22 protein-coding genes and 2 tRNA genes are annotated in these 26853 nt (G+C 73.1%); 15 read left to right on the forward strand and 9 right to left on the reverse strand.

Annotated features, from left to right (window positions below; translation table 11 throughout):
- Positions 1-40: 40 nt before the first annotated feature.
- Positions 41-619: a TetR family transcriptional regulator gene (locus IEZ05_RS13235; protein WP_189230255.1), complete on the forward strand. Its 579-nt coding sequence runs from the start codon at positions 41-43 to the stop codon at positions 617-619.
- A 7-nt stretch (positions 620-626) separates the two neighbouring features.
- On the opposite strand, the gene IEZ05_RS13240 is transcribed toward IEZ05_RS13235, so the two are convergent.
- Positions 627-5237, reverse strand: coding sequence for a hybrid sensor histidine kinase/response regulator (locus tag IEZ05_RS13240; protein WP_189230256.1), 4611 nt, complete (start codon positions 5235-5237; stop codon positions 627-629).
- A 240-nt stretch (positions 5238-5477) separates the two neighbouring features.
- Positions 5478-5993 carry an SSI family serine proteinase inhibitor gene (locus IEZ05_RS13245; RefSeq protein WP_189230257.1) on the reverse strand — a complete coding sequence of 172 codons (516 nt, stop codon included), beginning with the start codon at positions 5991-5993 and terminating at the stop codon, positions 5478-5480.
- 168 nt (positions 5994-6161) lie between these two features.
- On the opposite strand from IEZ05_RS13245, the gene IEZ05_RS13250 reads away from it, so the two are divergent.
- The 3 genes from IEZ05_RS13250 to IEZ05_RS13260 all read left to right on the forward strand — a co-directional run bounded on the left by IEZ05_RS13250 (position 6162) and on the right by IEZ05_RS13260 (position 7190).
- Positions 6162-6252: transfer RNA gene (locus IEZ05_RS13250), tRNA-Ser, on the forward strand.
- 213 nt (positions 6253-6465) lie between these two features.
- A tRNA-Arg gene (locus tag IEZ05_RS13255) sits at positions 6466-6538 on the forward strand.
- 433 nt (positions 6539-6971) lie between these two features.
- Positions 6972-7190, forward strand: coding sequence for a hypothetical protein (locus tag IEZ05_RS13260; RefSeq protein WP_189230258.1), 219 nt, complete (start codon positions 6972-6974; stop codon positions 7188-7190).
- Here the strand turns inward: IEZ05_RS13260 and IEZ05_RS13265 are convergent.
- Entirely contained in the window at positions 7142-8035 is an 894-nt protein-coding gene (locus tag IEZ05_RS13265; protein WP_189230259.1) for a COX15/CtaA family protein, read from the reverse strand. The two genes, IEZ05_RS13260 and IEZ05_RS13265, sit on opposite strands and share 49 nt — an antisense overlap.
- 228 nt (positions 8036-8263) lie before the next feature.
- On the opposite strand from IEZ05_RS13265, the gene IEZ05_RS13270 reads away from it, so the two are divergent.
- The 8 genes from IEZ05_RS13270 to IEZ05_RS13305 all read left to right on the forward strand — a co-directional run bounded on the left by IEZ05_RS13270 (position 8264) and on the right by IEZ05_RS13305 (position 18653).
- On the forward strand, positions 8264-9154 hold the full coding sequence (locus IEZ05_RS13270) for a DUF2797 domain-containing protein (RefSeq protein WP_189230260.1): 891 nt from the start codon (positions 8264-8266) through the stop codon (positions 9152-9154).
- Positions 9155-9216: 62 nt separating this feature from the next.
- Entirely contained in the window at positions 9217-10134 is a 918-nt protein-coding gene (locus IEZ05_RS13275) for an amidohydrolase family protein (protein ID WP_189230261.1), read from the forward strand.
- A 115-nt stretch (positions 10135-10249) separates the two neighbouring features.
- The gene (locus IEZ05_RS13280; RefSeq protein ID WP_030188895.1) at positions 10250-10990 is read left to right on the forward strand and encodes a response regulator transcription factor; all 741 of its coding nucleotides are present in this window, start codon (positions 10250-10252) and stop codon (positions 10988-10990) included.
- Complete coding sequence (locus IEZ05_RS13285) at positions 10987-12543, forward strand: sensor histidine kinase (RefSeq protein ID WP_189230262.1); 1557 nt, start codon at positions 10987-10989, stop codon at positions 12541-12543. Before IEZ05_RS13280 ends, IEZ05_RS13285 begins: the two co-directional genes overlap by 4 nt.
- Positions 12544-12557: 14 nt before the next feature.
- A complete protein-coding gene (locus IEZ05_RS13290; RefSeq protein ID WP_189230263.1) occupies positions 12558-14012 on the forward strand; it encodes a bifunctional glycosyltransferase family 2/GtrA family protein in 1455 nt (484 codons plus the stop codon).
- A complete protein-coding gene (locus IEZ05_RS13295) occupies positions 14009-16189 on the forward strand; it encodes a glycosyltransferase family 39 protein (protein ID WP_189230264.1) in 2181 nt (726 codons plus the stop codon). Before IEZ05_RS13290 ends, IEZ05_RS13295 begins: the two co-directional genes overlap by 4 nt.
- A gap of 77 nt (positions 16190-16266) precedes the next feature.
- Entirely contained in the window at positions 16267-17775 is a 1509-nt protein-coding gene (locus IEZ05_RS13300) for an MFS transporter (RefSeq protein ID WP_189230265.1), read from the forward strand.
- Positions 17776-17897: 122 nt separating this feature from the next.
- Complete coding sequence (locus IEZ05_RS13305; protein ID WP_189230266.1) at positions 17898-18653, forward strand: TetR/AcrR family transcriptional regulator; 756 nt, start codon at positions 17898-17900, stop codon at positions 18651-18653.
- A gap of 6 nt (positions 18654-18659) precedes the next feature.
- Here IEZ05_RS13305 and IEZ05_RS13310 read toward each other — a convergent pair whose 3' ends face one another.
- Together IEZ05_RS13310 and IEZ05_RS13315 are read right to left on the reverse strand one after the other, a co-directional pair.
- Entirely contained in the window at positions 18660-19130 is a 471-nt protein-coding gene (locus IEZ05_RS13310; protein WP_189230267.1) for a PPOX class F420-dependent oxidoreductase, read from the reverse strand.
- A gap of 9 nt (positions 19131-19139) precedes the next feature.
- The gene (locus tag IEZ05_RS13315) at positions 19140-19511 is read right to left on the reverse strand and encodes an STAS domain-containing protein (protein WP_189230268.1); all 372 of its coding nucleotides are present in this window, start codon (positions 19509-19511) and stop codon (positions 19140-19142) included.
- 217 nt (positions 19512-19728) lie between these two features.
- Between IEZ05_RS13315 and IEZ05_RS13320 the strand changes: the two genes are divergently transcribed.
- Both IEZ05_RS13320 and IEZ05_RS13325 read left to right on the forward strand, forming a co-directional pair.
- Complete coding sequence (locus tag IEZ05_RS13320) at positions 19729-20454, forward strand: ANTAR domain-containing protein (RefSeq protein ID WP_189230269.1); 726 nt, start codon at positions 19729-19731, stop codon at positions 20452-20454.
- Between the two features lie 39 nt (positions 20455-20493).
- The gene (locus IEZ05_RS13325; RefSeq protein WP_189230270.1) at positions 20494-21204 is read left to right on the forward strand and encodes a GAF and ANTAR domain-containing protein; all 711 of its coding nucleotides are present in this window, start codon (positions 20494-20496) and stop codon (positions 21202-21204) included.
- On the opposite strand, the gene IEZ05_RS13330 is transcribed toward IEZ05_RS13325, so the two are convergent.
- The 3 genes from IEZ05_RS13330 to IEZ05_RS13340 all read right to left on the reverse strand — a co-directional run bounded on the left by IEZ05_RS13330 (position 21187) and on the right by IEZ05_RS13340 (position 25202).
- Positions 21187-22008, reverse strand: a complete 822-nt coding sequence (locus tag IEZ05_RS13330; protein WP_189230271.1) for a YceI family protein — start codon at positions 22006-22008, stop codon at positions 21187-21189. The genes IEZ05_RS13325 and IEZ05_RS13330 overlap by 18 nt on opposite strands.
- A gap of 145 nt (positions 22009-22153) precedes the next feature.
- Positions 22154-24688 carry an MFS transporter gene (locus IEZ05_RS13335; RefSeq protein WP_189230272.1) on the reverse strand — a complete coding sequence of 845 codons (2535 nt, stop codon included), beginning with the start codon at positions 24686-24688 and terminating at the stop codon, positions 22154-22156.
- A 13-nt stretch (positions 24689-24701) separates the two neighbouring features.
- On the reverse strand, positions 24702-25202 hold the full coding sequence (locus IEZ05_RS13340) for a MarR family winged helix-turn-helix transcriptional regulator (RefSeq protein WP_189230273.1): 501 nt from the start codon (positions 25200-25202) through the stop codon (positions 24702-24704).
- Positions 25203-25409: 207 nt separating this feature from the next.
- Here IEZ05_RS13340 and IEZ05_RS13345 point away from each other — a divergent pair, with 207 nt between their 5' ends.
- The gene (locus tag IEZ05_RS13345; protein WP_189230274.1) at positions 25410-25610 is read left to right on the forward strand and encodes a hypothetical protein; all 201 of its coding nucleotides are present in this window, start codon (positions 25410-25412) and stop codon (positions 25608-25610) included.
- 100 nt (positions 25611-25710) lie between these two features.
- Here the strand turns inward: IEZ05_RS13345 and IEZ05_RS13350 are convergent, their stop codons facing one another.
- Complete coding sequence (locus tag IEZ05_RS13350) at positions 25711-26637, reverse strand: RNA polymerase sigma factor SigF (RefSeq protein ID WP_189230275.1); 927 nt, start codon at positions 26635-26637, stop codon at positions 25711-25713.
- Positions 26638-26853: the final 216 nt, after the last annotated feature.

The raw sequence follows: 26853 nt of genomic DNA on the forward strand, positions 1-26853 counted from the left end.
AAACAGTTGGTTACCGTGCCCGCACCGCTACCCTGTCCCCATGGCAGCAAGGGACCCCGAGGCCACCAAGGCCCGGATCTTCGAGGCGGCGGTCGCCGAGTTCGCCCGCCACGGCATCGCCGGCGCCCGCATCGACCGCATCGCGGCCGAGGCCAAGGCCAACAAGCAGCTCATCTACGCCTACTACGGCAGCAAGGGCGAGCTGTTCGCGTCGGTCCTCGAGAAGAAGATGCTCGACCTCGCGATCTCCGTCCCCGTCGACCCGGACGACGTCGAGGGCTGGATCGACCGCCTGCTGGACTACCACGCCGCCCACCCCGAGCTGCTGCGCCTCCTCTTCTGGGAGGGCATGGAGTACGGCACCGCCGAGCTGCCGCACGAGGCCGAACGCCAGGAGCACTACGCCCGCAAGGTCGCCGCCGTACGGGACGGCCAGGAGCGCGGTGTGGTCACCGACGCCATCCCGGCCCCCGACCTGCTGTTCCTGCTGGTCGCCATGGCCAACTGGGCATCCGTCATGCCCCAGATGAAACGCATACTGGTCGGCGGCGACGACACGGACGCCGACCGGCTGCGCGCCTCGATCAAGCAGGCGGCGCGCAGGATCGTCGCCGGCTAGCGCGCCGTCAGTTGGTCCCGATCCGCGCGAGCAGCTCGACGATCCGGGACTGGACCTCACCGCTGGTGGACCGCTCCGCGAGGAACAGCACGGTCTCGCCGGACGCCAGCCGTGGCAGGTCGGCCTGGTCGACGGCGGCGGTGTAGACGACGAGCGGGGTGCGGTTGAGCTGCCCGTTCGCGCGCAGCCAGTCGACGATCCCGGCGTGTCCCTCCTGCCACCGCTCGATCTGCATCAGGTCCATCACGACCAGGTTCGGCCGGAACTGTCCCGCCAGCGTCACCGCGTCGGCGTCGCTCGCCGCCCGCGCCACCTGCATCCCCCGCCGCTCCAGCGTCGAGGTCAGCGCCAGCGCGATCTCCGCGTGCTCCTCGATCAGCAGGACGCGCGGCGGGTGCTGCTCGCTGTCCCGGGGCGCGAGCGCCTTCAGCAGGACGGCGGGGTCGGCGCCGTAGGCGGCGTCGCGCGAGGCCTGCCCGAGCCCGGCCGTCACCAGCACCGGCACCTCGGCCGCGACGGCCGCCTGCCGCAGCGACTGCAGCGCCGTACGCGTGATCGGCCCCGTCAGCGGGTCCACGAAGAGCGCGGCGGGGAACGCCGCCATCTGCGCGTCGACCTCCTCGCGCGAGTGCACGATCACCGGTCGGTAGCCGCGGTCGCTGAGCGCCTGCTGCGTGGAGACGTCCGGCGCGGGCCACACCAGCAGCCGGCGAGGGTTGTCCAGCGGCTCCGGGGGCAGCTCGTCGTCCATCGGCTGCGGACGCGGCGGGTCCGCGACCTCCACGGCGCCGCCGGGACCGTCCAGCGGCTCGGGTCCCTCGGCGGCGTTCCGGTCCGGCGCCCCTATGGCGTACGACCGTCCCGCGCCCTCGGTCATCGGCGCGAGCCGCGGCTGACCGCCCGTCAGGGACGGCTGCTCCTGCCCCTGGGGGGAGGACGGTGCCTTCGGCTGTGCGGGCGCGGTCGGCTGTTCCGCCGTCGGATGCGGACGGGCCGCCTGCTCCGGGCGCGCGGTGGCCGCCGGGTCGGGCGGGGTGCCCAGCTTGCGGCGCCGGCCGGAGCCGCCCGGCTGATGCGGCGGTGGGGTGGCCGACGGCTGCTGCACCTGGAGCGCCTGCCGGTTGAACGGCACGCCCTGGCCGAGGGTGCGCACGCTGATCGCCCGGCCCTGGGTGGAGTTCGGGTCGACCGGAGCGGAGGCTTCCGCGGGCAGGGGCTGGGCCACGCGCGGCGTGTTCTCCGGCGGCAGCGGGGTGCCCCGGCTCGGGGTGGTGGCGGGAACGTTCCGCGGGGTCGCCGGGGCGGCTGCCGCGCCGGGCGCGGCGGGGCCCGGGGACGCCGCACCGCCGGGCGGCACAGGGGTGCCGGCGCCCGGGGTCTGGGCGGCGGCGGGCCACGGCTGCGGGGCCGGCGCCGGGGCGGCCGGGGCCTGCGCGCCGACAGCGGGCCCGACGGCCTCGGCGGCGGCAGGCGCGGGGGCCTCGGTGCCCTCAACGGGGGAGGGCTGGGCGGGGTACGCCGGTCCGGTGGGCTGGGTGAGTCCGGCAGGCTGAGCAGGACCGGCAGGGTGCGCGGGTTCGGTGGGCTGTGCGGGGCCGGCGGGGTGCGCCGGTCCGGTGGGCTGGGTGAGTCCGGCAGGCTGAGCAGGACCGGCAGGGTGCGCGGGTTCGGTGGGTTGTGCGGGGCCGGCGGGGTGAGCCGGTCCGGTGGGCTGGGCGAGTCCGGCAGGCTGAGCAGGACCGGCAGGGTGCGCGGGTTCGGTGGGTTGTGCGGGGCCGGCGGGGTGAGCCGGTCCGGTGGGCTGGGTGAGTCCGGCAGGCTGAGCAGGACCGGCAGGGTGCGCCGGTCCGGTGGGCTGTGCGGGGCCAGCGGGGTGAGCCGGTCCAGCGGGCTGCGCCGGTCCGGCGGGCGCGGTGGGCTCCTGTGCCGGTACGCCCTGACCGGCGCCGCCCTGCGGGGGCACGACGGCACCCCGCTGCGGCCCGGGCGCCCCCTGCACCGGACCCGCCTGGGCGGGGATGCCGTGGCCCTGAGCCGCCTGTGCCTGCGGGGCGGCGACGGCCCGGCGTCGGCGTCCCGTCGGCGCCTCGGCGGGGTGCGGCTGCGGCGGGGTGTGGTCGTCGGCCTGGTCGTGCGGCACGGCGTCGTGCCGGCCGTCGTCGACCAGGACGTCGCCGGAGGCAGCCGGGCCGGGCACCTGGACCTGGCCCTCGGCCCCCAAGGCGCTCGCCCCCACCGCACCGTCGGACGGCCGGTCGGCCTCCGCGGGCGGCAGCGCGAAGACCTGACGCGGCGCCGCCTCCTGGGCGGCGGCACGCTCGTTCGCGGAGGCCAGGGCACGCCGCCGGCGCCCGGTCGGCCGCGACGCGTCGTCCGGATCCGACTCGCCGGCCTGCGCGGGCAGCGCCGCGGGCAGCGCGTGCTGCTCGTCCCCGGCCCGCCGGGCACGCCGCCCGGTGGGCGCGGGCAGGGCCTGCGGAGAGGAAGGGGCGCCCTGCGGGGAGGCGGGCACGCCCTGCGGCGGTACGGTCCCGCCCAGGCCGGTGTTGGAGGCCGCGGCGCCCGCGGCATGCTCGGCGGCCATGACGACGGCACCCTCGGAGACACCCGCGGCCCCCGCTTCGGGCTGGGCCGCGCCCTCCGCGGGCCGTCCCCGCCGGCGCCCGGTACCGCCGGACCCCTCGGCGGAGGACGCCTGCGCCGGCACCGGAAGGGCGGCCGGCGCCGGCTCCTGGGCCGCACGGCGCCTGCGACGCCCGGTCGGCGTGCCGCGCTCCGCGTCGGGACCGGGCCCGCCGTCGGCGTCCTCGGCGGACGGACCCTCGAGATCGCTCTCCAGGAAGGCGTCGACGGACGCCCGCCGGGCCCGGCGCCGCCCGCCACCGGCGGGATCCTGAGCCGGGACCTCCTGGCTGCCCTCCGCGTCGGAGGGCGGGGCCACGGCCGCGACGGCGCCCGCCCCACCGCCGATCGGCACCTCCAGGACGTACGCGCTGCCGCTCATGCCCGGCACCTCGTGCGTCTGCAGCACGCCGCCGTGCGCCCGGACGATCCCGCGCACGATCGGCTCGTGCACCGGGTCGCCCCCGGCGTACGGCCCGCGTACCTCGATCCGTACGACCTCGCCGCGCTGCGCCGCCGCCACGACGACGGTGTTGTCCAGGTAACCGCCCGCCGACACCGGTGTGTTGCCGGTCGCGTCGACGCCCGCGACGTCCGCGACGAGGTGCGCCAGCGCGGTGGCCAGCAGCCGGGGGTCGACCTCGGCCTCGATGGGCGGCGCGTGCACGGCGAACTGCACCCGCCCCGGCCCGATCAGCTCGACGGCCCCGTCGACACCGGAGGCGACGACGGCGTCCAGCATCACCTTCGTGCGGGAGACGTTCTCGCTCCCGACGTCGAGGCGCTGGTAGCCGAGGACGTTGTCGATGAGGGTGGTGATCCGCGTGTACCCGGCCGACAGGTGGTGGAGCACCTGGTTGGCCTCGGGCCACAGCTGCCCGGCGTCGTCGGCGGCCAGCGCGGCCAGCTCCTGGCGCAGCTCCTCCAGCGGCCCCCGCAGGGAGGTCCCGAGGAGGGTGAGCAGCTGTTCGTGCCGGGCGGCGAGCGCCTCGTACCGGTCCTTCTCCCGCTCACCGAGCGCGGCGTAGCGGTCCTCGTTCGCGGCCAGCTCCTCCGCGTGCTTCTCGCGCAGTTCCTCCAGCTCGGTCACGTGCTGCTGGCGCAGCGCGGTCAGCTCGGAGCCGTGCTCCTCGGACAGCCGCTCCAGCTCCTCGGCGTGCCGCTTCTCCGCCTCCTCGTGCTCCGTGACGAGGGCGTCGTACGGCCGCCGGTCGGTGAAGGTCATCACCGCGCCGACGAGCTGGTCGCCGTCGCGCACGGGCGCGGTCGTCAGGTCGACCGGCAGCTTGTCGCCGCTCTTGGAGTACAGCACCTGCCCGCGCACCCGGTGCTTGCGCCCGGAACGCAGGGTGTCGGCGAGCGGGGACTCGTCGTACGGGAAGGGGGAGCCGTCGGCGCGCGAGTGCAGGACGAGGGTGTGCAGCTCACGGCCGCCGAGATCGCTGGCCCGGTAGCCGAGGATCTGCGCGGCGGCCGGGTTGACGAGGACGATGCGCCCGTCGGTGTCCGTGCCCACGACGCCCTCGGAGGCGGCCCGCAGGATCATCTCGGTCTGCCGCTGCGAACGCGCCAGCTCGGCCTCGGTGTCGACGGTGCCGGACAGATCGCGGACCACGAGCATCAGCAGCTCGTCGCCGGTGTAGCCGTAGCCGTCGTAGGCCTGTTGCCCGTTCTCCAGGTTGGCGCTGGCGACCTCGACGGGGAACTCGGTGCCGTCCGTGCGCCGGGCGACCATCCGCGTCGGCTTGGTGCGCACCCGCGGGTCGATGTGGTCCGGCCGCCGCATGGACCCGGGGATGAGCCGCGAGTCGAACTGCGGCAGCAGATCCAGCAGCCCGCGTCCGACCAGCGCGGTGCCCGGCGCCTCGAAGGCCTCCAGCGCGATGGAATTCGCGTTGACGACGGTGCCGTTCGCGTTGACCAGGACCAACGCGTCGGGCAGGGCGTCCAGTATGGCTGCGAGGCGAGCAGCGCCTCGGGATGGCCTGCTGCTCACGAGACGCTTCCCTCCTGTTACCGCACTTGCCGACCGCCTGGGCCATCTTGCCAACCGGCCCGCAGCGTGTCACGCGAGGGAGTCTAAGCGCTGGGGCCCGGTCGGCGGCGCGGGATGGGAGGGAGGTCGCACGAGGAAGTGACGTAGAACGTGTGACCGGGTGCCGCCCCGGTCCGGAACCGGCGTCCGGAACCGGCGGCTCCGGCCCTGTGCCGGACCGGTCCCGCCTACGCCTCCGCCCTACGCCCCTTTTGGTGCCCGCAGATCGGGCAGCAACGGCACCATGCGGTCCCAGCGGGAGACCTGGCAGCCGTCGCTCCGGTCGTAGCGCGCGTCGACCGGGCGGCCGGCCCAGGTGCCGGTGACGTGCGCGGTGGCCGGTCCGCCGTACTGCATGGTGCAGACGCTGCCCTCCGGGACCGGCGCGAAGGTGTCCTGACCCCAGCGCATGTCCTGGTCGAGCACGGCGCAGGCGCCTGCCGGGTCGGGGTGGCTGCCGCCGTCCGGGTGGCAGTACAGCTCGTACGTGCCGTCCGCGCCCGGGCCGGCGTCCCGGACGGTGACCGTCAGGTGACCACCGGCGCGGTCCTCGTCGCGGATCGGCGGCGGCATCAGCGCATCGGTGCCCGTACCGGCGCGGGAGCCGGTGTCGGCGTGCGCGGCCGCGGGCACCGCGGCCAGGGAGACGAGGGTGGCGAGGGAGGCGGCGGCCGCGCCGAGAAGGCGGGCGGCGTCGAGGCGGGAGATCAGCAGCATGACCTGACTAACGCCCCGTCCGGCCGGACGTTGCGCGACCACGCCGTTAGGGCTTTGCCCTGCGACCCGCCTGCCTAGTACCGTGGGGGTCGATTGGTGACAGCACGCTCAACTGTGTCATCATCGGCACGCGCCACTCGCGCTCGCACGCGAGAGGTGATGTTGTCTGGAGGCGTCGCCTAGTCCGGTCTATGGCGCCGCACTGCTAATGCGGTTTGGGTCTTAAAGCCCATCGAGGGTTCAAATCCCTCCGCCTCCGCACATGATCGACGAAGCCCCGGCCCTGCGGCCGGGGCTTCGTCGTTGTCCGGGGTCCCATTGACGCCCCGCTGGGCGCCCTGGCGGCGTTTCCGCAGGTCACAAGGGGTGTGGCAATCGGATTTCACATGACGGCGGCAGTCATGTAATGTTCTTCCTGTCGCCGCGAGCGGGCCGAAAGGACCGGGAGCGGCGGGAAAACAGAACAAGACAAGCACTCGTAGCTTAACGGATAGAGCATCTGACTACGGATCAGAAGGTTGCAGGTTCGAATCCTGCCGAGTGCACATGAGTGAGAGGCCCGGACGAGAGTCCGGGCCTCTCGCGTTTCCATGACGAGCGGGCGGTCGTCGGCCGCCGGCATCCCGGAAGCGGGCCCTCGGTCCGCCGCGGTCCGGCTTCTCACAGGGGCGCGTCGCCAGACGGTCAGGTTGCGACAGCATCAGGCAATTGCCGGCCACACTCCAAGGTGTACTTCGGCACCCTGGCCGCCGGCACCGCCGGCAACCGGCGCGTCATCGGTGAGGCGACGGACCGCCTCGGACACGACGCGGCGTGGTGGTGGCTGCGGCGACACGATGCGGAGGGCATGACGCGTCTGATGCCGGCGGTCCTCGCGCTCGGCCTCGACGGCTCGCCCCGGGCCCGGACCAAGTTCTGCACAACGGTGGACGAGCGGTCCGGCGATGCGCTCCGCACGCGGCTGACCAGGCTGTCGGCATGGCCGGCCGGAAGGCCGACGGCCTCCCGGCGGACCTGACCCGGCTGGCCCGGTCCCTGGCCCACGGCGCGCCGGAGGAGGGGCCGCCGGGGGCCGGGGAACCCGGGCCGAACCCGTTCCACTGGGCGGCGGCCGAGCTGAACCGCGAGGCGCTGGACCCGCTGACCCTCTACGCGTCGGCGGCGATTGTGGACCGGGCGGGCGGCGCGGAGAGCTGATCGACGGCCGGCTCCCCGTCCGTCACCTGCCGCTTCACCGCGAGCACGACGCTGACCGCCCCGGCCCACACCAGGGCGGAACCGAACAGGTGCAGGATGACCGCCACCGCGGGCAGGGAGGTGAGCGACTGGAACAGCCCGACGGCGCCCTGGGCCACGAAGACGGCGAGGAACACCCCGGTGCGCCGGCGAGCCGGGGAACCGGCGGGCAGAGCGGTCAGCAGCAGGCCGCCCACGACGAGGCAGCCCGCGGCGATCACCCCGTGCACGACGGTGACGCCCGCCCAGTCGAACGGCATCCGGCTCACGTCGGACGAGTCGCCCGCGTGCGGTCCGGAGCCGGTGACCGCGGTGCCCACCACGAGCAGGACGAAGGTCCCCGCCGGCAGAAGACGGCTCAGGGCCAATGCACGCCCGGGCCGGGGCATCGGCGCGGGCACCTCGTGCTCCTGTCGGCGCACGCCTTCCCAGGTGACGACCGCCGTGGCCAGCAGCAGCGCCGCGGCGAGGAAGTGCGCGGCGACGATGTACGGGCTGAGCCGCATCCACACCGTGACGCCTCCGACGACGGCGTTGAGGACGACGACCCAGAACTGGGCCCACGCCCCGCGCAGCACGTCGCGCGACGGATCGCGCTGCAGCCGTGCGGCGATGATGAGCCAGCCGACCACCGCGCACAGGACACCGGTCAGCAGCCTGTTGCCGAACTCGATCGCGCCGTGCATGCCCATCTCGGCCGTGGGCGCCAGGCTCTCCCCGGTGCACGACGGCCACTCGGGGCAGCCGAGCCCCGATCCGGTGACCCGCACCACGCCACCGGTGACGATGATCCCGACGGCTGCCACCACCGACGCCACTGCCGCGCTGTGCAGGCTCCGAGGCCCCCACGTGTACCGACCGGCTAGCCAGGAGAGCGGTGTCCGCACGATGACCCCTCACTGATGACGCGCGTGTCCCCCCGCGCTCATCCTAGTGGCGCCGTTGCAGGGCACTGCTTCTGTGGTGCGGTTCAGGACAGCGCGCGGTGTCGGCCGACCGGGCCTTGTCAGTGGTGGCTCGTACGCTCGTGGGTGATGGCACAGGCATGGAAGTGCGCGGGGCTGCGGTGGGTGGCGGGCGGCCCCGTGCTGACGTGGGTCGGTGGGCGGCGCAGCGCGCTGACCAGGGGGAAGCGGGTGGCCTTCGGGGTCGCGGCAGGGGATGTGCGGACGTGTGTCGGGGCGCGGGGGCACGCGTGTCCGGCCGGGGTGGCCGTGCCGGGGCGGAGTACGGGGGCTCGGTGCGAGGAGTGCGCGCGGCTGGATCGGGCGCACTCGGTGGCCGCGGACACGATCGCCGACGATCCGCGGCCGTACCGGGTGTACTTGGCGTGGTTCGGGCCGGGTCTCGTCAAGGTGGGGATCACCGGGGTCGAGAGGGGGTCGGCTCGGCTGCTGGAGCAGGGGGCGGTGTGTTTCAGCTGGCTGGGGACCGGGCCGTTGATGGCCGCCCGGCGGACCGAGGAACTGCTGCGGGCTGCGTTGCGCGTGCCCGACCGCATTCCGTACGCCCAGAAGCGGGCGGTGCGGGCCGTGCTGCCCGCGACGGAGGAGCAGCGGGCGGCCGAGATCGCCGCACTGCACGAGCGGGCGGCGGCGCTCGGCGGCTGGCCGGAGTCGCTGACGCCGGAGCCGTTCCGGGCGGTGGATCACGTGCGGGCGTTCGGGCTCGCGGAGGGGGAGCGGGGGGACCGGGGGCCGGGAGCCGTGGGGGAGGTGGTCGAGCTGGTGGCGGGGGGTGCGGTCGGGGGCGAGCTGGTGGCGGTCGCCGGACCGGATCTGCACCTGTCCACGGAGCGGGGAGTCGTCGTGCTCGACACGCGGCTGATGACGGGGTGGGAGCTGCTGGCCGCCGAGGGGGACCGGTGCGCCGTTCCCGTACGGGAGTTCAAGGGGGCCGGCGGAATCCAGGACGGGCTTTTCTGAGCCGGCGTCTTCTTCGGCCGGGAGGTGGACCCCGTCCGGCTCTCGGGGAGATCGTGGGCCACATGAGTGATCACCGCATCGCGCCGGGGGCCGGTCCCGAGGAGATCGGGCACGTCCGTGGCTTCTGGGAGGAACTCGGGCTGCCCGGCCTCGTCGACGTCCACACGCACTTCATGCCCGAGCGGGTGCTGCGCAAGGTCTGGGGGTACTTCGACGCACTCGGCCCGCTGACCGGCGGGGTGGAGTGGCCGATCACCTACCGCAGGGAGGAAGAGGAACGGACGGCGCTGCTCCGCGAGTTCGGGGTACGGGCCTTCACCGCCATGCTGTACCCGCACAAGCCGGGCATGGCGCAGTGGCTGAACGACTGGGCGGTGGACTTCGCCCGCCGGACACCCGACTGCCTGCACACCTCCACCCTCTTCCCGGAGCCCGGCGTCGAGGCGTACGTCGGCCGGGCCGTCGAGGCGGGGGCGCGGGTCTTCAAGGCACATGTGCAGGTGGGCGCGTACGACCCGGCCGACGCGCTGCTCGACGGGGCCTGGGGACTGCTCGCCGACGCGGGGGTCCCGGTGGTGATCCACTGCGGTTCCGGGCCCGCGCCGGGCAAGCACACCGGGCCCGAGCCGATCGCGCGGATGCTGGCGAGGCACCCCCGGCTGCGGCTGATCGTCGCGCACCTCGGGATGCCGGAGTACGAGGAGTTCCTGGACCTCGCCGAGCGCTACGGCGAGGTGCGGCTGGACACGACCATGGCGTTCACCGACTTCAGCGAGCGCCTCGCCCCCTTCCCCCGGCGGGCCCTGCCCCGGCTGGCCGGCCTCGGCGACCGCGTCCTGCTCGGGTCCGACTTCCCCAACATCCCGTATCCCTACCTGCATCAGCTGCACGCGCTGGAGCGGCTGGAGCTGGGTGACGCGTGGCTGCGGGCTGTCTGCCACGACAACGCGGCCCGGCTGTTCGGGTTGCCGGAGGACTGACCGGGGCTGACCGGTGGCGCGCCCAAGAGATTCCTGTAAGGCCCCTGTGCGTTTCTCAGAGAAATCACAGCCTGGAGAAAGGGTGTTCTCAGAGCACCCCGACATCGTGTCCGGTATGACCACGACCTCGCCCCAGGGGCGCACCGAACTGCTGAGGCCGGACGGGAGCCCCGTCCGGGTGCTTGTGGTGGACGACGAGCTGTCCATCACCGAACTGCTGTCCATGGCCCTGCGCTACGAGGGCTGGCAGATCCGCAGCGCGGGTGACGGGCACGGTGCCGTCCAGGCCGCGCGCGAGTTCCGGCCCGACGCCGTCGTCCTGGACATGATGCTGCCCGACATGGACGGGCTCAGCGTGCTGGGGCGGCTGCGCCGCGACCTGCCGGACGTGCCGGTGCTGTTCCTGACCGCGAAGGACGCGGTGGAGGACCGCATCGCCGGGCTGACCGCGGGCGGGGACGACTACGTCACCAAGCCCTTCAGCCTGGAGGAGGTCGTCGCCCGGCTGCGCGGCCTGATCCGCCGCTCGGGCGCCGCCGACCGGCGCTCCGACTCCGTCCTCGTCGTCGGCGACCTCACCCTCGACGAGGACAGCCACGAGGTCACCCGCGGCGGCGACGGCATCCACCTCACCGCCACCGAGTTCGAGCTGCTGCGCTTCCTGATGCGCAATCCGCGGCGCGTCCTCAGCAAGGCGCAGATCCTGGACCGCGTGTGGTCCTACGACTTCGGCGGCCAGGCCAACGTCGTCGAGCTGTACATCTCCTACCTGCGCCGGAAGATCGACGCCGGTCGCGAGCCGATGATCCACACCCGGCGCGGCGCCGGTTACCTGATCAAGCCCGCGGTGTCATGAGCCGACGGCGGCGCCCGCGCCCGCGGACCCTGCGGACGCGGCTCGTTGTCGCGTCGGTGGCTCTGATCGCCGTCGTGTGCGCGGTGATCGGCACGGTGACGACACTGGCGCTGCGCTCGCACCTGTACGAGCAGCTGGACGGGCAGGTGCACGAGGTCGCGATGCGGGTGTCCGGATTCGGGCCGCCGGGTGATCCCCAGGCCGGCGGCGGTGTGCCGCAGCGGATGGACCTCGACGAGTTCGTCCGGCACGGACCGCAGCCGCGCGGCACGATCGTCGCCGAGGTGCGGGGCGCCACCGTCACCGACGCCAAGTACGGCAAGGAGGACAAGGAGAGCACCGACCTCAGCCGCACGGCGGCGGTCTCTCTGGACGAGTCCCAGCGCGCCGCGCTCGCCACCGTCTCCCGGGACGGCAAGGCGCACACCGTGGAGGTCCCCGGCCTCGGCGACTACCGCGTGGAGTACCACGACGGCTACTACGCCGCCCTCCCCACCGCGGACGTCACCGGCACCATCAGCACGCTGATCCTCGTGGAGGCCAGTGTCACCGCCGCCGGTCTCATCGCCGCCTCCCTCGCCGGGACGGTCATCGTCGGCGTCGCCACCCGCCCCCTGCGCAGGGTCGCCGCCACCGCCACCCGCGTCTCCGAACTCCCCCTGCACGCGGGCGAGGTGAACCTCGACGAACGCGTCCCGGAGTCCGAGTGCGACCCGCACACCGAGGTCGGCCGGGTCGGCTCCGCGCTCAACCGCATGCTGAACCACGTGCACGGAGCCCTGCACGCACGGCAGGAGAGCGAGACGCGGGTACGGCAGTTCGTCGCGGACGCCAGCCACGAGCTGCGCACGCCGCTCGCCTCCATCCGCGGGTACGCCGAACTCACCCGCCGGGGACGCGAACAGGTCGGCCCCGACACCCGGCACGCGCTGGGCCGCATCGAGTCCGAGGCAGGGCGCATGACCCTGCTGGTCGAGGATCTGCTGCTGCTCGCCCGCCTGGACGCCGGGCGCCCGCTGGAGTTCGGGCAGACCGACCTCGTCCCGCTCGTCGTGGACACCGTCAGCGACGCCCGCGCGGCCGGCCTCGACCACGTCTGGCGGCTCGACCTGCCCGACGAACCGGCGCCGGTGTCGGCGGACGCCGCCCGGCTCCAGCAGGTCCTGGTCAATCTGCTGGCCAACGCCCGCAACCACACCCCGCCCGGTACGACGGTCACCGCGCGGGTGCGGCACAGCGGGCCCTGGCTGTGCGTGGACGTCGAGGACAACGGGCAGGGCATCCCGCCCGCACTGCTGCCGCACGTCTTCGAGCGCTTCGCCCGCGGCGACTCGGCGCGGTCCCGGGCGACCGGCTCGACCGGCCTCGGGCTCGCCATCGTGCAGGCCGTGACGACCGCGCACGGCGGTGGGGTGAGTGTCGACAGCGTGCCGGGGCGGACGGTCTTCACCGTGCACCTGCCCGCAGCGCCCGCGCTGCCCGCGCAGGACAGCGCGCGACCGTACTCACAGGTACAGCACAGCCTCACCACACGGGTGCGACAGGGGAGTTGAGAAGAGTCGGTCCCATGCGAACCGACTCTTCTCCCGGCTCCCTGCCGGCGCGGGAGCACCTCCCGGCCGCAGGAGCCGGTACGCCTGTCCTGGACGTAGTGATCCCCGTCTACAACGAGGAGAAGGACCTGCGGCCGTGCGTCCTGAGACTGCACGAGCACCTCACCCGCACCTTCCCGTACGCGTTCCGCATCACGGTCGCGGACAACGCCTCCACGGACGCCACCCCGCAGGTGGCGGCGCGGCTGGCGGCGGAACTCGCGGAGGTCAGGTCCGCCCGGCTGGAGCAGAAGGGTCGGGGCCGGGCCCTCAGGACCGTCTGGTCGGCCTCCGACGCCCCGGTCCTCGCCTACATGGACGTCGACCTGTCCACCGACCTCAACGCGCTGCTGCCGCTGGTCGCCCCGCTGATCTCCGGCCACTCGGACCTGGCGATCGGCTCGCGGCTCGCCCGCAACTCGCGGGTCGTGCGCGGCGCCAAGCGGGAGTTCATCTCCCGCACCTACAACCTCATCCTGCGCGGCTCCCTCCAGGCCCGCTTCTCCGACGCCCAGTGCGGTTTCAAGGCGATCCGCCGGGACGTGGCCCAGGTGCTGCTGCCGCTGGTGGAGGACACCGGCTGGTTCTTCGACACCGAGCTGCTGGTGCTCGCCGAGCGGGCCGGGCTGCGGATCCACGAGGTGCCGGTCGACTGGATCGACGACCCGGACTCCACCGTGCACATCGTGCGGACGGCGACCGACGACCTCAGGGGCGTGTGGCGGGTCGGCAAGGCCCTGGCCACGGGTTCGCTGCCGCTGGACCGGCTGGCCCGGCCGTTCGGCGACGACCCGCGCGACCGGGACATCGAGGACGTACCGCAGGGCCTGGCCCGGCAGCTCGTCGGCTTCTGCGTCGTCGGAGTCCTGTCCACCCTCTTCTACTTGGTGCTCTACAGCGGCTTCCGGGTCTTCGCCGGGTCCCAGCCCGCCAACGCGCTCGCCCTGCTGGTGTCGGCGGTCGCCAACACCGCCGCCAACCGGCGGCTGACCTTCGGGGTGCGCGGCCGGGGCGGCGCGGTGCGCCATCAGGCACAGGGGCTGGTCGTCTTCGGCATCGGCCTGGCCCTCACCAGCGGTTCGCTCGCCGCCCTGAGCGCGGCGACGGCCGACCCGGCCCACTCCACCGAGCTGGCGGTGCTGATCGCCGCCAATCTCGCCGCCACCGTGCTGCGCTTCCTGCTCTTCCGGGCCTGGGTGTTCCCGGAAGCGCCGCCCGCCGTCCCGCAGGCGCCGCCCGCCCCGGACCCGCGCCCGTACGCGGCGGCACCGTACGGAGCGACCCCGCACGAGGCGGCACCGTACGCCACGCCCGCCTGCCCGACGACCTCGTTCCGCGCCGGTGACGTCGCGGACCACCCCCGGGGCGACGCCACCGTGCGACTGGCGCCGGTACGCCCCGCCGACACCGACCCGAGGGACGGACGATGACGACGCACTACGACCGGACGACGTACGAGGGGGATGCGCGTCCCGCCGACAGCGGCGCCCCGCCCCCGGCACAGCCTCCCCGGCCACCCGCCCAGGCGCTGCCGCGCAGACTGTGGCGGGGCCGCCCCGAGGACCCGAACTGGGTGCGCCCGGCCTTCCTCGGCCTGCTGCTGGCCACCGCGCTGCTCTACCTCTACGACCTGAGCGCCTCCGGCTACGCCAACTCCTTCTACTCGGCGGCCGTGCAGGCGGGCAGCCAGTCCTGGAAGGCGTTCTTCTTCGGCTCGCTCGACGCGGGCAACGCCATCACCGTCGACAAGCCCCCGGCCGCGCTGTGGCCGATGGCGCTGGCGGTGCGGATCTTCGGGCTGAGCTCCTGGTCGATCCTCGTCCCCGAGGTGCTGATGGGCGTCGCGACGGTCGCCGTCGTGTACGCGGCCGTGCGCCGCCGCTTCGGCCCGGCCGCCGGACTGATCGCCGGCGTGGTGCTGGCGCTCACGCCCGTCGCCGCGCTGATGTTCCGGTTCAACAACCCGGACGCGCTGCTGGCGCTGCTGATGTCCGTGGCCTGCTATCTCGTCGTGCGCGCGCTGGAGGACGGCCGGACCAAGTGGCTGATGTGGGCCGGTGCCGCGATCGGTTTCGCGTTCCTGGCGAAGACCCTCCAGGCCTTCCTGATCCTGCCCGCACTCGCCCTGGTCTACGGCGTCTGCGCCCCGGTCGGGCTGAGGAAGCGGCTGGGCCAGCTGGCACTGGCGACCGCCGCGATCGTCGTCTCCGGCGGCTGGTGGGTCGCGGTCGTCGAGCTGTGGCCCGCGTCGTCGCGGCCGTACATCGGCGGCTCGCAGAACAACAGCTTCCTGGAGCTGACCTTCGGCTACAACGGCCTCGGCCGGCTCAACGGCGAGGAGACCGGCAGCGTCGGCGGCGGGGGCGGCCCGGGCGGCGGGGCCGGCGGGCAGTGGGGCGAGACCGGCTGGGACCGGATGTTCAACGCGGAGATCGGCGGGCAGATCTCCTGGCTGCTGCCGGCCGCGCTGATCCTGCTCGTCGCGGGCCTGATCGCTACCCGCGGGCGCGGCCGCACCGACGCCACGAGGGCGTCCTTCCTGGTGTGGGGCGGCTCGCTGCTGATGACCATGGCGGTCTTCAGCTACATGGCGGGCATCTTCCACCAGTACTACACGGTGGCTCTCGCCCCCTACCTGGCGGCCGTGGTCGGCATGGGCGCGGCGGCCCTGTGGGAGCGGCGCGAGCGGATCTGGGTGTCCCTGGCGCTCGCCGCCGCCGTCACGGCGACCGCCGCCTGGGGGTACGTCCTGCTGAACCGCACACCGGACTACCTGCCGTGGCTGCGGTGGCTGGTGCTCGTCGGCGGCCTGGTCGCCGCGCTCGGGCTCGTCTTCGTCGGGCGGCTGGGGCGGCGGCTCGCCCTCGTGGTGGCGGGGCTGGGCGTCGTGGCGGCGCTGGCCGGGCCGACCGCGTACACGCTCAGCACCGTGCAGGAGGGCCACAGCGGCTCCATCGTCACGGCCGGTCCGGCCGGCGCGAGCACGATGGGCGGCCCGGGCGGTGGCGGCCGGGGCGGCGGCTTCCCGGACGGCGGAAACGCGCCGGGTCAGGGCCAGGGTCAAGGTCAGGCCCAGGGAGGTCCGGGCAACGGCACCGGCGGCTTCCCGGGCGGTGCCCCGGGCCAGAACCAGCCGGGCAACGGCTTCCCCGGCGGGGGCCAGAACGGCCAGACGGCCCCGAACGGCCGGAACGGCGCCACCGGCGAGGGCGGCCGCGCGGGCGGCATGGGCGGCCTGCTCAACGGCGCCCAGGTCGGCGCCGAGGCGAAGAAGCTGCTGGAGACCGACGCCGACCGGTACACCTGGGTCGCGGCGGCGATCGGCTCGCAGAACGCCGCGAGCTACCAGCTCGGCACCGGCGACCCGGTGATGGCGATCGGCGGCTTCAACGGCACCGACCCCTCACCCACGCCGGCCCAGTTCAAGAAGTACGTGGCGGACGGCAGGATCCACTACTTCGTCTCCGGCGGCGGCATGGGCGGCGGCACGGGCGGTGACTCCGGCAGCTCGTCGCAGATCACCTCGTGGGTCGAGGCCAACTTCAAGGAGGTCACGGCGGGTTCGGCCACGTTCTACGACCTCACGCAGCCGGTCAGCGGCAGCTGAACGGCAGACCCCGGACAGCGGCAGGGGCTCCCGCACGGTGTTGTACGCCGTAAAGGAGCCCCTATACGCTGTAAGGCATGACGATGTCCTCGCAGGAACAGGCGCCGGCCGGCACCGGGGTCCGGGCCCACCCGCAGCGCTGGCTGATCCTCGGTGTCATCAGCCTCGCCCAGCTGACCGTGGTGCTGGACAACACCGTGCTGAACGTGGCCATCCCCTCGCTCACCGGCGAGCTCGGGGCCGCGACGTCCGACATCCAGTGGATGATCAACGCCTACTCGCTGGTGCAGTCCGGCCTGCTGCTCACCGCCGGCAGCGCGGCCGACCGCTACGGCCGCAAGAAGATGCTCACCGCGGGCCTGGCCCTGTTCGGCCTGGGCTCGCTCGCGGCCGGCCTCGCGGACACCACCGGTCAGCTGATCGCCGCCCGGGCCGGCATGGGCGTCGGCGGCGCGCTGCTGCTCACCACCACGCTCGCCGTGGTCATGCAGATCTTCACGCCCGAGGAGCACCCGAAGGCGATCGGCATCTGGAGCGCGGTCAGCGCACTCGGTTTCGCGAGCGGGCCGCTGATCGGCGGCTTCGTGCTGGACCACTTCTGGTGGGGCGCCATCTTCCTGATCAATCTGCCGGTCGTGGCGCTGGGCCTCGTCGCGGTCGTGGTTCTGGTCCCCGAGTCGAAGAACCGGCGGGGCGACCGCCCCGACCTGCTCGGCGCCGTCCTCTCCACGATCGGCATGGCCGCCCTGGTCTACGCGATCATCTCCGGCCCCGAACACGGCTGGACGTCCGGCAGGGTGCTCGCCACGGCAGCCGTCGCCGTGGTGGTCCTCACGCTCTTCGCGTACTGGGAGAGCCGTATCCCGTATCCCATGCTCGACCTGCACTTCTTCCGCGACCAGCGGTTCACCGGCGCGGTCACCGGTGCCGTGCTGGTCACCTTCGGCATGGGTGGCGCGCTCTTCCTGCTCACCCAGCACCTGCAGTTCGTGCTCGGCTACGGCGCCCTGGAGGCGGGCCTGCGGACCGCTCCGCTGGCCCTGACCGTGGTGCTGCTGAACTTCACCGGGGTGACCGCGAAGTGGCTGGCCCGGCTGGGCGCGCCGAAGTCGGTGCTGCTGGGCATGGTGCTGATGTCCGCCGGTCTGGTGGCCATCTCCACCCTGACCGCCCAGGGCTACGCCGGCACGCTGCTGGGCCTGCTGCTGGTCGGCGCGGGATGCGCGGTGGCCAACCCCGCCATGGCACACGCGATCATGAGCGCGATACCGCCGGCCAAGGCGGGGATCGGCGCGGGCATCAACGGTACGTTGGCGGAGTTCGGCAACGGTCTGGGCGTGGCCGTGCTGGGCGCGGTGCTGACCTCCCGGTTCGCCGCGCTGGCGCCGGTGGCGGCGGCGTCGTTGCCGGCCGCGCTGGCCACGGCGCGGGGGGAGGGGGAGCGGGCTCGGGTGATCGACGCGTTCTCCTCCGGAGTGGAGAGCAGTCAGCTGGTGGGGGCGGTGGCCGTGCTGCTCGGTGGGGTGGTCGCGGCGGCCTTGTTGCGCAGGGCGGAGAAAGGGGAAGCGGAGAGGGCGGTCGCCTAGGAGCTCGGGTGGCGTGCGCCGTCACGCGAGTGCGGGTAAGTCGTGGCTGGTCGCGCAGTTCCCCGCGCCCCTTTCAGGGGCACTTAGCATGACCGGCAACCGAGAGATCGAGGCGAGTGCGCATGGCGAAGGCAGGGCGGCAGGGGCCGAAGGCCAGTGTCTGGCTCGGGGGCGGTGCTCGCCGCGGCGGACGGGGCGGCGGGCAGCCGTCCGGGCTCGACCGGGAACGGATCACCGAGGTCACCGTCCGGCTGCTGGACGCCGAGGGCCTGGCCAAGTTCTCCATGCGCCGCCTGGCCGCCGAGCTGAACGTGACGGCGATGTCCGTCTACTGGTACGTCGACACCAAGGACGAACTGCTGGAACTCGCCCTGGACGCCGCTTTCGGCGAGCTGCGGGTGCCCGACCCGGAGGCCGAGGACTGGCGCGACCAGCTGCGCACGCTGGCCGGGGAGAACCGTGCGCTGCTGGTGCGCCACCCCTGGCTGTCCCAGCTGATCGGCACCTACCTCAACATCGGCCCCAACTCGCTGGCCTTCTCCCGGGCGGTGCAGCGCGTCATCCGCCGCACCGGCCTGCCCGCCCACCGGGTGACCGGTGCCATCTCGGCCGTCTTCCAGTTCGTCTACGGCTACGGCACGATCGAGGGCCACTTCTTCGGCCGGGCGGCGGACACCGGCCTGAGCCCGGACGAGTACTTCCAGCACTCGATGAGCGCGGTGAACGAGTCGCCGGACACCGCGGGCGTCATCCGGGAGTCCCGGGACATCATGGCGGCCCGCGGCGGCGACACCGTGGCGGAGATGCTGGAGCGGGACTTCGACTTCGCCCTGGAACTGCTCATCGCGGGCATCGAGGCGATGGTGGAGCGCGCCTAGGGCCTGTCAGCCGTCCTTCGCCGGCCGCGCCGGGAAGCCGCCCGTCGCCACCGGCCCCCACTTCTCGGGTGTCACCCGGATGATCGACTTGCCCTGCTCGACCATGGCCCGCCGGTACTCGTCCCAGTCGGGGTGCTCGCCGGCGATGTTGCGGTAGTACTCCACGAGCGGCTCCACGGAGTCGGGTGTGTCGATGACCTCCGCCGTGCCGTCGACCTGGACCCAGGGCCCGTTCCACTCGTCGCTGAGCACGATGAGGCTGACCCGCTCGTCCCGCCGGGCGTTGCGCGTCTTGGCCCGTTCCGGGTAGGTGGAGACCACGATCCGGCCCGAGTCGTCGACCCCGCAGGTCAGCGGCGACCCCTGCGGGCTGCCGTCGGCCCGCCGGGTCAGCAGGACGGCGCGGTGCCGGGGGCGTACGAAGTCCAGCAACTCGTCGAGGGACACGCGGGTGTTGGTCGCGATGTTCGGTGCCATGCCGCCAGCCTAGGCCGAAGGCCCGCCACCGGCCCGCAGTGCCTCCGCGAGGTTGTCGTGGACCGGCACGTCGCGGCGCAGGCCCGTCAGCTCCAGGATCCGGCTCGGCGCGCTCCTCGGGGCCGCCACCACCCGCAGCACGGTCCGGCCGCTCAGCCGGTGGCGTACCTCGTCGAGAAGGCGGACGCCCTGGGAGTCCATGAAGTGGGTCGCGGTCAGGTCCAGGACGAGGAGGCGCAGCCCGGCGGAGTGATGGTCCACCGCGGCCATGATCATCGGCAGCAGTCCCGCGGCGTTGCAGAAGTCGATCTCCGGCGGCAGCGGCAGCACGGCGCAGCCGGGCGGATCGCACGGCTCGCATGGTTGGGGAAGGAAGGTCACGTCACTCACCTGACAGACGTCCGTCCGGTTTCCGGCAAGGCCGCTTCCTGACCCGGGCCCCATTCCATCACGCGGGGGGCAGGCCACGGAAGGCGCCCTCCCGCTCCGTCGGCCGGGCGTCACCGGCGCGCAACCGAGCGGCTAAAGTGCTGTAGTCCTGTGCTCGCAGTCGGGAATGTGCTGCGGAGCTCTCCTGCGCACGGTCGGATGGCCGTGCATGCCGAAGAGGTTCGTGGTGGCTGCGTCCGAATTTACTGATTTGCCGCGTTTGCCGGTGGGTTTCGAGCTGGCCGAGGCTCTGACCACGGCCGCCCGGCAGCTGCACGAGACGGGCACCGCGGACAACACCCTGCGCACCGCGGTCGAGCTGGCCGTGCACCTGATGCCCGGCGCCGAGCACGCCGGCATCTCGGAGATCGAGCGCGGCAGCGGGCGCCGCACGCTGGCCTGGACCGACGAGGTCGTGCGCTCCGCCGACGTCCGGCACTCGGGCGCTGAACCGCACCCGGACTGGGAGCGGCTGTGGACCACGTCCGTGGTGCGGATAGAGGACACCGAGGCCGACGGCGGCGGCAACGCCCTGTCCGGCCTCGGCCTCCGCTCGGCGCTGTCCCTGCGGCTGCGGGCCGACCGGCGCCGCCTGACCGTGCTGACGGCCTACGCACGCAGGCCGCGTGCCTTCGACGAGGACGCCACCCGCGTCGGCCGCCTGTTCACCGCGCACGTCAGCCTCGCCCTGGACTCGGCGACCGTGCGCGAGCAGCTCACCGAGGCGATGCGCACCCGGGACCTGATCGGCCAGGCCACCGGCATCCTCATGGAGCGCATGACCATGGACGCGGCCGGTGCCTTCGACTCCCTGGTCAAGGCCTCGCAGCGGGAGAACGTCAAGCTGCGCGACCTGGCCCGCCGCATCGTCGACGCGAACAACACGTCCGGGTGAGGAGGCGTCGTCGGGCCTTGACGGGATATCCGTAGGGCCATGACCGCACAGAGCCCCGAGAGCCCCGAGACGCTGGACCGCGCGCTGGCGCGCAGCCAGGGACTCGACACCCTGCTGCGCGATCTGACCGACCGCGCGGTGCGCGAGGTGCCCGGCGCCGTCGCCTGCTCGATCACGGTGCGCCGGGCCGACCGGCTGATGACCCTGGCGGGCAGCTCGGGCCTCCCCAGCGGCCTGGACCTGCGCCAGTACGAGAACGGATCGGGCCCGTGCGTGGACGCCGCCGAGACCGGCAGCCCCCGCTACTCCCCCGACCTGGCCGAGGAGACCCGCTGGCCCGCGTACACGGAGTACGCGCTGGCCACCGGGGTGCGCTGTGTGCTGGCGCTGCCGCTGGCCGTCGAGGGCGAGACGGGCGCCGCGCTCAACTTCTACGGCGTCGAACCGGGCTCGCTGGGTGAGGGACGCGAAGCGGCCCGCACCTTCGCGGTGCGGGCCGCCGACGCGGTCGACGAGGCCCTGCGCATCGAGCGGCAGCGTTCCTCGGCGGCCGACGTGCGCACCGCCCTGCTCTCCCGCAGCGTCATCGACCAGGCGGTCGGCATCCTCATGGCCCGCGAGCGCATCGACGCCCACCGGGCCATGGAACGGCTGCGCCGGGCCTCGCAGCACACGAACATCAAGCTCCGGGACCTGTGCGACGAGCTGGTGGCCCGGGCGTCCGGCGGCGCCTCACGCGGCCGGCAGTGACTCCCCCTGGACCGCCTGGATGTCCAGCTCGACCCTGAGGGTCGTGCCGATGGCGGCGATGCCCGCCTGGAGGACCTGGTTGTAGTTCATGGCGAAGTCCTCGCGCCGCAGTTCCGTGGTCGCGCGGAACGCCGCCCGGGTGCCGCCCCACGGGTCGGCGCCGGTGCCGAGGTAGGCCAGGTCCAGGTCGACCGGGCGGACGACGCCGTGCAGGCCCAGCTCCCCGTGGACGGTCCAGCGGTCGGAGCCGGCCTGGGTCACCCCGGTGGACCGGAAGGTGATCTCCGGGTGCTGCTCGACGTCCAGGAAGTCCGCGGAGCGCAGGTGGGTGTCGCGCATGCCGTTGCCGGTGTCGATGGAGGTCGCCTTGATCACCGCCTCCACCCGGGACTTGGTGACGTCGTCCGGCGCGATCTCGACCGTGCCGGCGAAGTCGGTGAAGCGGCCGTGCACGCTGGAGATGCCCAGGTGCTGGGCGACCGCGGCCACGCTGGAGTGTGCCGGGTCGATGGTCCACGGCCCGGGCGGCGGCAGTTCGGTGCCTCCCTGGCGGGCGAGCGTCACGGTGCCGACCTCGGCCCGGCCGCTCGCGGTGACGATGGCGCTGGAGGCGGCGGGCGCGTAGCCGACGGCCGTGACGATGACGGTGTACGCCCCCGGCGCCAGCTCGGTCGTGTCCCGCACGGCGCCCTCGGCGTCCGCCTCGGCGCGCAGCACCTGGGTGCCGGTCATGTCGGTCACCGTGACGACCGCGTGCGACACGGCCCATCCGTCCCGCGTACGGATCCTCGCGGTCAGTCCCATCCCGTTGTCCCCTGTTCTCCCCAAAAGCGGGCCCATAGGTCTGCACAGGCCCGAGAAGCCTTATATATCGGTCATAAAGAGACCGGCCCGTGGCAGCGGCGCGCCTCCGCTCGGAGCGCGCGGGCCGCCACGGGCCGGGGTATCGCTACTCGCCGGGGTGGGCGAGCTCGATGTCGTGGTCGTCGACGCCCTGGCCGGCGACCGTGAGGGCCGTCGCCACCGGCGGGTAGCCGGTCGCGATGACGGTGTACTCACCGGCGTCCAGGTCGGTGAAGGCGTACGCCCCGTCCGAACCGGTGGTGGCCGTGCCGACCACGTTGCCGGCCGCGTCGACCAGGGTCACGCGGGCGTCGGCCAGCGGACCGTGCGGAGCCCGCACGACACCCTGGACCTCGGCGCCGGCCTGCAGGTCGACCTCGACGCGGGTGACACCGGTGCCGCCCACCTCGACGGGCAGGGCGCGCGGCCGGTACCCGGCGGCGTTCACCGCGACGGTCACCGTGCCCGGCACCAGCTCGGCGAAGGCGAACTCGCCCGCCTCACCGGTGGCGGCGGTGGCCAGCAGATCACCGCGCACGTCGGTGACGATCACCATCGCGTCCTTGACCGGCTGCCCGCTCTCCACGGCACGGACCAGGCCGGTGAGCCCGCTGGTGCCGCTGAGCAGGATGTCGTAGGCGACCGGTTCGTCGTTGACGACGATCGTGGACGCCTGCGGCTGGAAGCCGTCGGCGGAGGCGATCAGGACGTACGATCCCGCGCTCGGCGCGTCGACCGCGTAGGAGCCGTCGCCCTGGGCGACCGAACGTCCCAGCTGACGGCCCGCCAGCGAGATCAGCGTGACGGCGGCCTGCGGGACCGGCGCGGACTCGGCGCCGCGGACGAAGCCGCGGACCGGGATGCCGCCGGAGACGGGAGCCTGCGGGCTCGCGGCCGTGGCGACGGCGGCGAGCCGCTGCGTGGCCGCGGGCTGGACGGCGGTGTCGGCGTCCTGCGCGGCGGCGACCGCACCGGCCGGGACCGGCTCGGCGACCCGGGTGGCCTCGGCCGGAGCCGGGGCGGCCGGGGAGGCGGTCTCGGCGGCGGACTCCGCGGCCTGGGCCAGGGCACCGGTGGTGCGCAGCGGGACCTCCTTGATGAACAGGGTCACCAGGAAGGCGAGCAGGGCGATCGGCGCGACGTACAGGAAGATGTCGGCGATGCCGTGCCCGTAGGCGCTCTCGAGCCAGGTGCGGATGCCCGGGGGCAGCAGGTCCATGTCGGGGATCGCGCCGCTGCCCGAGGACTTCGCGGCCGCCGCCTGCTCCTGCGGGCTGAGCGTCCCGATGGTGTCCGAGGCGTAGTGGCTGATCCGGGAGGACATCACGGAGCCGAGCACGGAGACGCCGACCGCACCGCCGAGGGAGCGGAAGAAGGTCACCGTGGAGGACGCGGCACCCAGGTCGCCCGGGGCCACCTGGTTCTGCGTGCAGAGCACCAGGTTCTGCATCATCATGCCGACACCGAGGCCCATCAGCGCCATGAAGATCGCGATGCGCCAGTAGGGGGTGTCGTACCGCATGGTGCCCAGCAGGCCGAGGCCCGCCGTCAGCAGCACGCCGCCGGCCAGCAGCCAGCCCTTCCACTTGCCGGTCTTGGTGATGATCTGACCGGAGACCGTCGACGACACGAAGAGGCCGCCGATCATCGGGATCGTCATGACGCCCGACATGGTCGGGGACTTGTCCCGGGCCAGCTGGAAGTACTGGCTGAAGTAGACGGTGCCCGCGAACATCGCGATACCGACGAACAGCGAGGCGATCGACGCCAGCGTGATGGTGCGGTTCCTGAACAGGCGCAGCGGGATGATCGGCTCGCTGGCCCTGGTCTCGACGAAGCAGAAGATCAGCGTCAGGACGATCGCGCCGCCGACCATGACACCCGTCTGCCACGACATCCAGGAGTACTTGTCGTCGGCGAAGGTGACCCAGATGAGCAGCAGGCAGACGGCCGCGGTGACGAAGAAGGCACCGGCCCAGTCGACCTTGACCTTGCGCTTGAGCACCGGCAGGTGCAGCGTCTTCTGGAGCACGACCAGCGCGATGATCGCGAAGGGCACACCGACGTAGAGGCACCAGCGCCAGCCGAGCCAGCTGGTGTCGGTGATGACGCCGCCGAGCAGCGGACCGCCCACGGTGGCGACGGCGAAGGTCGCGCCGAGGTAGCCGGAGTACCGGCCGCGCTCACGCGGGGAGATCATCGCGGCCATGATGATCTGGGCCAGGGCGGACAGACCGCCGGCGCCCAGACCCTGGATGACACGCGCGCCGATCAGCATCGCCGGGTTCTGCGCCAGACCGGCCACGACGGAGCCGAGGACGTAGACGCAGAGGGCTATCTGGACCAGGGCCTTCTTGCTGACCAGGTCCGCGAGCTTGCCCCACAGGGGGGTGGAGGCGGTCATCGCCAGCAGCGAGGCGGTGACGACCCAGGTGTAGGCGCTCTGGCCGCCGCCGAGGTCACCGATGATCTCGGGCAGGGCGTTGGTGACGATGGTCGAGGACAGAATGGCGGCGAACATGCCGAGCAGCAGCCCGGACAGCGCCTCCATGATCTGCCGGTGCGTCATCGGAGCGTCTCCGGAGGAGCCTCCCCCGTGCTTGGCATGAGCCCGCACACCGGCTGGTGTGGTCGTTGCCATGGACTTCCTTTGCTTACGTGGTGACTGCGGGTGTACGGGTGGTCTGTTCGACCGCGGGTGGTACGGCGGGCCGGCCCACGGAGGACCGGCAGTCGTCGAAGCTCGCCCTGAGCCTGGCCATCAGCCGGGTGAGCTGGCCGACCTCCTCGTCGGTCCAGTCGCTCAGGCGGTGGGCCAGCAGCTGGGTCGTCCGTTCGGACAGGTCGTCCAGCTGCGCCTGGCCCTCGGGCGTCAGGCGCAGGATGCGCGAGCGCTTGTCCGCCGGGTCCGGGGAGCGTTCGATCCAGCCCCGCTCGGCGATGTGGGCCACATGGCGGCTGGTCACCGACATGTCCACGGCGAGCAGCTCCGCGAGCTTGCTCATGCGCATGTCGCCGTGGCGGCCCAGCAGCGTCAGTACGGCGGCCGAGCCGCCGGGGCAGTGGGCGGGCAGGATCCGGCCCATCTCCCGTTTCACGGCGCCGAAGGCGCTGAACTGGCGGATCAGCTCCTCGTACTGCGCCCTCTCGGCCATGCGCACCTCCCGCATTCGTTGCTTAGGGCAACCATAGGAGCGGTTGGTTGCTACAGGCAAATAAAAACGGGGTCCGGCCCATAAAAAGTTGGCAAAGGCAAGTATTGCGATAGTAAACACCCAGGTGGATGGCGGTGACCTGGGACAACGGGTCTCCGGAGCCCCGCACTTGGGCCCCACCCCGCGGATTCGCTAGTGTCTCGGCCCATGGCTAACAACCAGGGCCCCCAGGGCAATTACGACCCCGCAGGCAGCACCCAGATGTTCCGCGCGTTCGTCGACGAGGGCGCCCCCCAGTCCCGGCAGGCGGACCCCGTCGCCTCCTCGGGTCCCCGCATCGGCCTGATCGTCGGCATCGTGGCCGCCGTGGTGGTCGTCGCGGCCGTGGCCTGGCTGGCGCTGAAGTAGCACGGGGCGCGGACCCACGTACGACGCGACCGCCGCGGCCCCTCAGGGGGTGCCGCGGCGGTCGCCTTGCTGTCGTGGAGCCCCTGGGGGTGGAGCGGGCTCAGTCCGAGATGAGGCCCTCGCGCAGCTGCGACAGGGTGCGGGTGAGCAGCCGGGAGACGTGCATCTGCGAGATGCCGACCTCCTCGCCGATCTGCGACTGGGTCATGTTGGCGAAGAAGCGCAGCATGATGATCCGCCGCTCCCGCGGCGGCAGCTTGGCGAGCAGTGGCTTGAGGGACTCGCGGTACTCCACGCCCTCCAGCGCCGTGTCCTCGTAACCGAGCCGGTCCGCCAGCGAGCCCTCGCCGCCGTCGTCCTCCGGGGCGGGAGAGTCCAGCGAGGAGGCGGTGTAGGCGTTGCCCACCGCGAGGCCGTCGACGACGTCCTCCTCGGACACGCCCAGCACGGCGGCCAGCTCGCCGACCGTCGGGGAGCGGTCCAGCTTCTGGGAGAGCTCGTCACTGGCCTTGGTCAGCGCCAGGCGCAGCTCCTGGAGCCGGCGCGGGACGCGCACGGACCACGAGGTGTCCCGGAAGAACCGCTTGATCTCGCCCACGACCGTCGGCATCGCGAAGGTCGGGAACTCCACGCCCCGCTCGCAGTCGAAGCGGTCGATCGCCTTGATCAAACCGATGGTGCCGACCTGGACGATGTCCTCCATCGGCTCGTTGCGCGAGCGGAAGCGCGCGGCGGCGTAGCGCACCAGCGGGAGGTTGAGCTCGATCAGGGTGTCCCGGACGTACGCGCGCTCCGGGCTGTCCTGGTCGAGTGCGGCGAGCCGCAGGAACAGGGAGCGGGACAGGGTGCGGGTGTCGATGTTCGTCGAGGCCGCCAGGGCGGGGGCTTCGGCTGCCGGGAGGGCCTGAGCCGGCACGGCGTCGAGGGTCGGGACGTCATCGATGGAGCCGAGCGCCTGGAGCGCGTCGGGCGCGGTCTCGCTCTCCGCGAGCGCGAGCACCTTCGAGCTGCCCTGGTCTACGGACATGCCACCCCCTTTGGGTCGCGGGACGGTCACGGCGGACGCTCCCACGGTGGGAACGCAGCCTTCACCTGAATACCGGAGCCGAAGCCCCGGCAAACGCGTCTCCGGCAGAATGTCACATGTCGGCAACGCGCTGTAGTGACATGTCGACATCCGAGACGCGAAAACCCCCTGGAAAGAGGGGGTCTGACGGTCTGTCGGCCGTAATCCGCCCGCAAC

Source organism: Streptomyces flaveolus, from assembly GCF_014648815.1.
In the GTDB taxonomy this organism is placed as follows: domain Bacteria; phylum Actinomycetota; class Actinomycetes; order Streptomycetales; family Streptomycetaceae; genus Streptomyces; species Streptomyces flaveolus.

Coding starts and splice junctions, on each gene's coding strand:
- IEZ05_RS13235 (WP_189230255.1), top strand. CDS start 41: ATGGCAGCAAGGGACCCCGAGGCCACCAAGGCCCGGATCTTCGAGGCG.
- IEZ05_RS13245 (WP_189230257.1), bottom strand. CDS start 5,993: ATGCTGCTGATCTCCCGCCTCGACGCCGCCCGCCTTCTCGGCGCGGCC.
- IEZ05_RS13260 (WP_189230258.1), top strand. CDS start 6,972: ATGGCCGGCCGGAAGGCCGACGGCCTCCCGGCGGACCTGACCCGGCTG.
- IEZ05_RS13270 (WP_189230260.1), top strand. CDS start 8,264: ATGGCACAGGCATGGAAGTGCGCGGGGCTGCGGTGGGTGGCGGGCGGC.
- IEZ05_RS13275 (WP_189230261.1), top strand. CDS start 9,217: ATGAGTGATCACCGCATCGCGCCGGGGGCCGGTCCCGAGGAGATCGGG.
- IEZ05_RS13280 (WP_030188895.1), top strand. CDS start 10,250: ATGACCACGACCTCGCCCCAGGGGCGCACCGAACTGCTGAGGCCGGAC.
- IEZ05_RS13285 (WP_189230262.1), top strand. CDS start 10,987: ATGAGCCGACGGCGGCGCCCGCGCCCGCGGACCCTGCGGACGCGGCTC.
- IEZ05_RS13290 (WP_189230263.1), top strand. CDS start 12,558: ATGCGAACCGACTCTTCTCCCGGCTCCCTGCCGGCGCGGGAGCACCTC.
- IEZ05_RS13295 (WP_189230264.1), top strand. CDS start 14,009: ATGACGACGCACTACGACCGGACGACGTACGAGGGGGATGCGCGTCCC.
- IEZ05_RS13300 (WP_189230265.1), top strand. CDS start 16,267: ATGACGATGTCCTCGCAGGAACAGGCGCCGGCCGGCACCGGGGTCCGG.
- IEZ05_RS13305 (WP_189230266.1), top strand. CDS start 17,898: ATGGCGAAGGCAGGGCGGCAGGGGCCGAAGGCCAGTGTCTGGCTCGGG.
- IEZ05_RS13310 (WP_189230267.1), bottom strand. CDS start 19,130: ATGGCACCGAACATCGCGACCAACACCCGCGTGTCCCTCGACGAGTTG.
- IEZ05_RS13320 (WP_189230269.1), top strand. CDS start 19,729: ATGCCGAAGAGGTTCGTGGTGGCTGCGTCCGAATTTACTGATTTGCCG.
- IEZ05_RS13325 (WP_189230270.1), top strand. CDS start 20,494: ATGACCGCACAGAGCCCCGAGAGCCCCGAGACGCTGGACCGCGCGCTG.
- IEZ05_RS13330 (WP_189230271.1), bottom strand. CDS start 22,008: ATGGGACTGACCGCGAGGATCCGTACGCGGGACGGATGGGCCGTGTCG.
- IEZ05_RS13335 (WP_189230272.1), bottom strand. CDS start 24,688: ATGGCAACGACCACACCAGCCGGTGTGCGGGCTCATGCCAAGCACGGG.
- IEZ05_RS13340 (WP_189230273.1), bottom strand. CDS start 25,202: ATGGCCGAGAGGGCGCAGTACGAGGAGCTGATCCGCCAGTTCAGCGCC.
- IEZ05_RS13345 (WP_189230274.1), top strand. CDS start 25,410: ATGGCTAACAACCAGGGCCCCCAGGGCAATTACGACCCCGCAGGCAGC.
- IEZ05_RS13350 (WP_189230275.1), bottom strand. CDS start 26,637: ATGTCCGTAGACCAGGGCAGCTCGAAGGTGCTCGCGCTCGCGGAGAGC.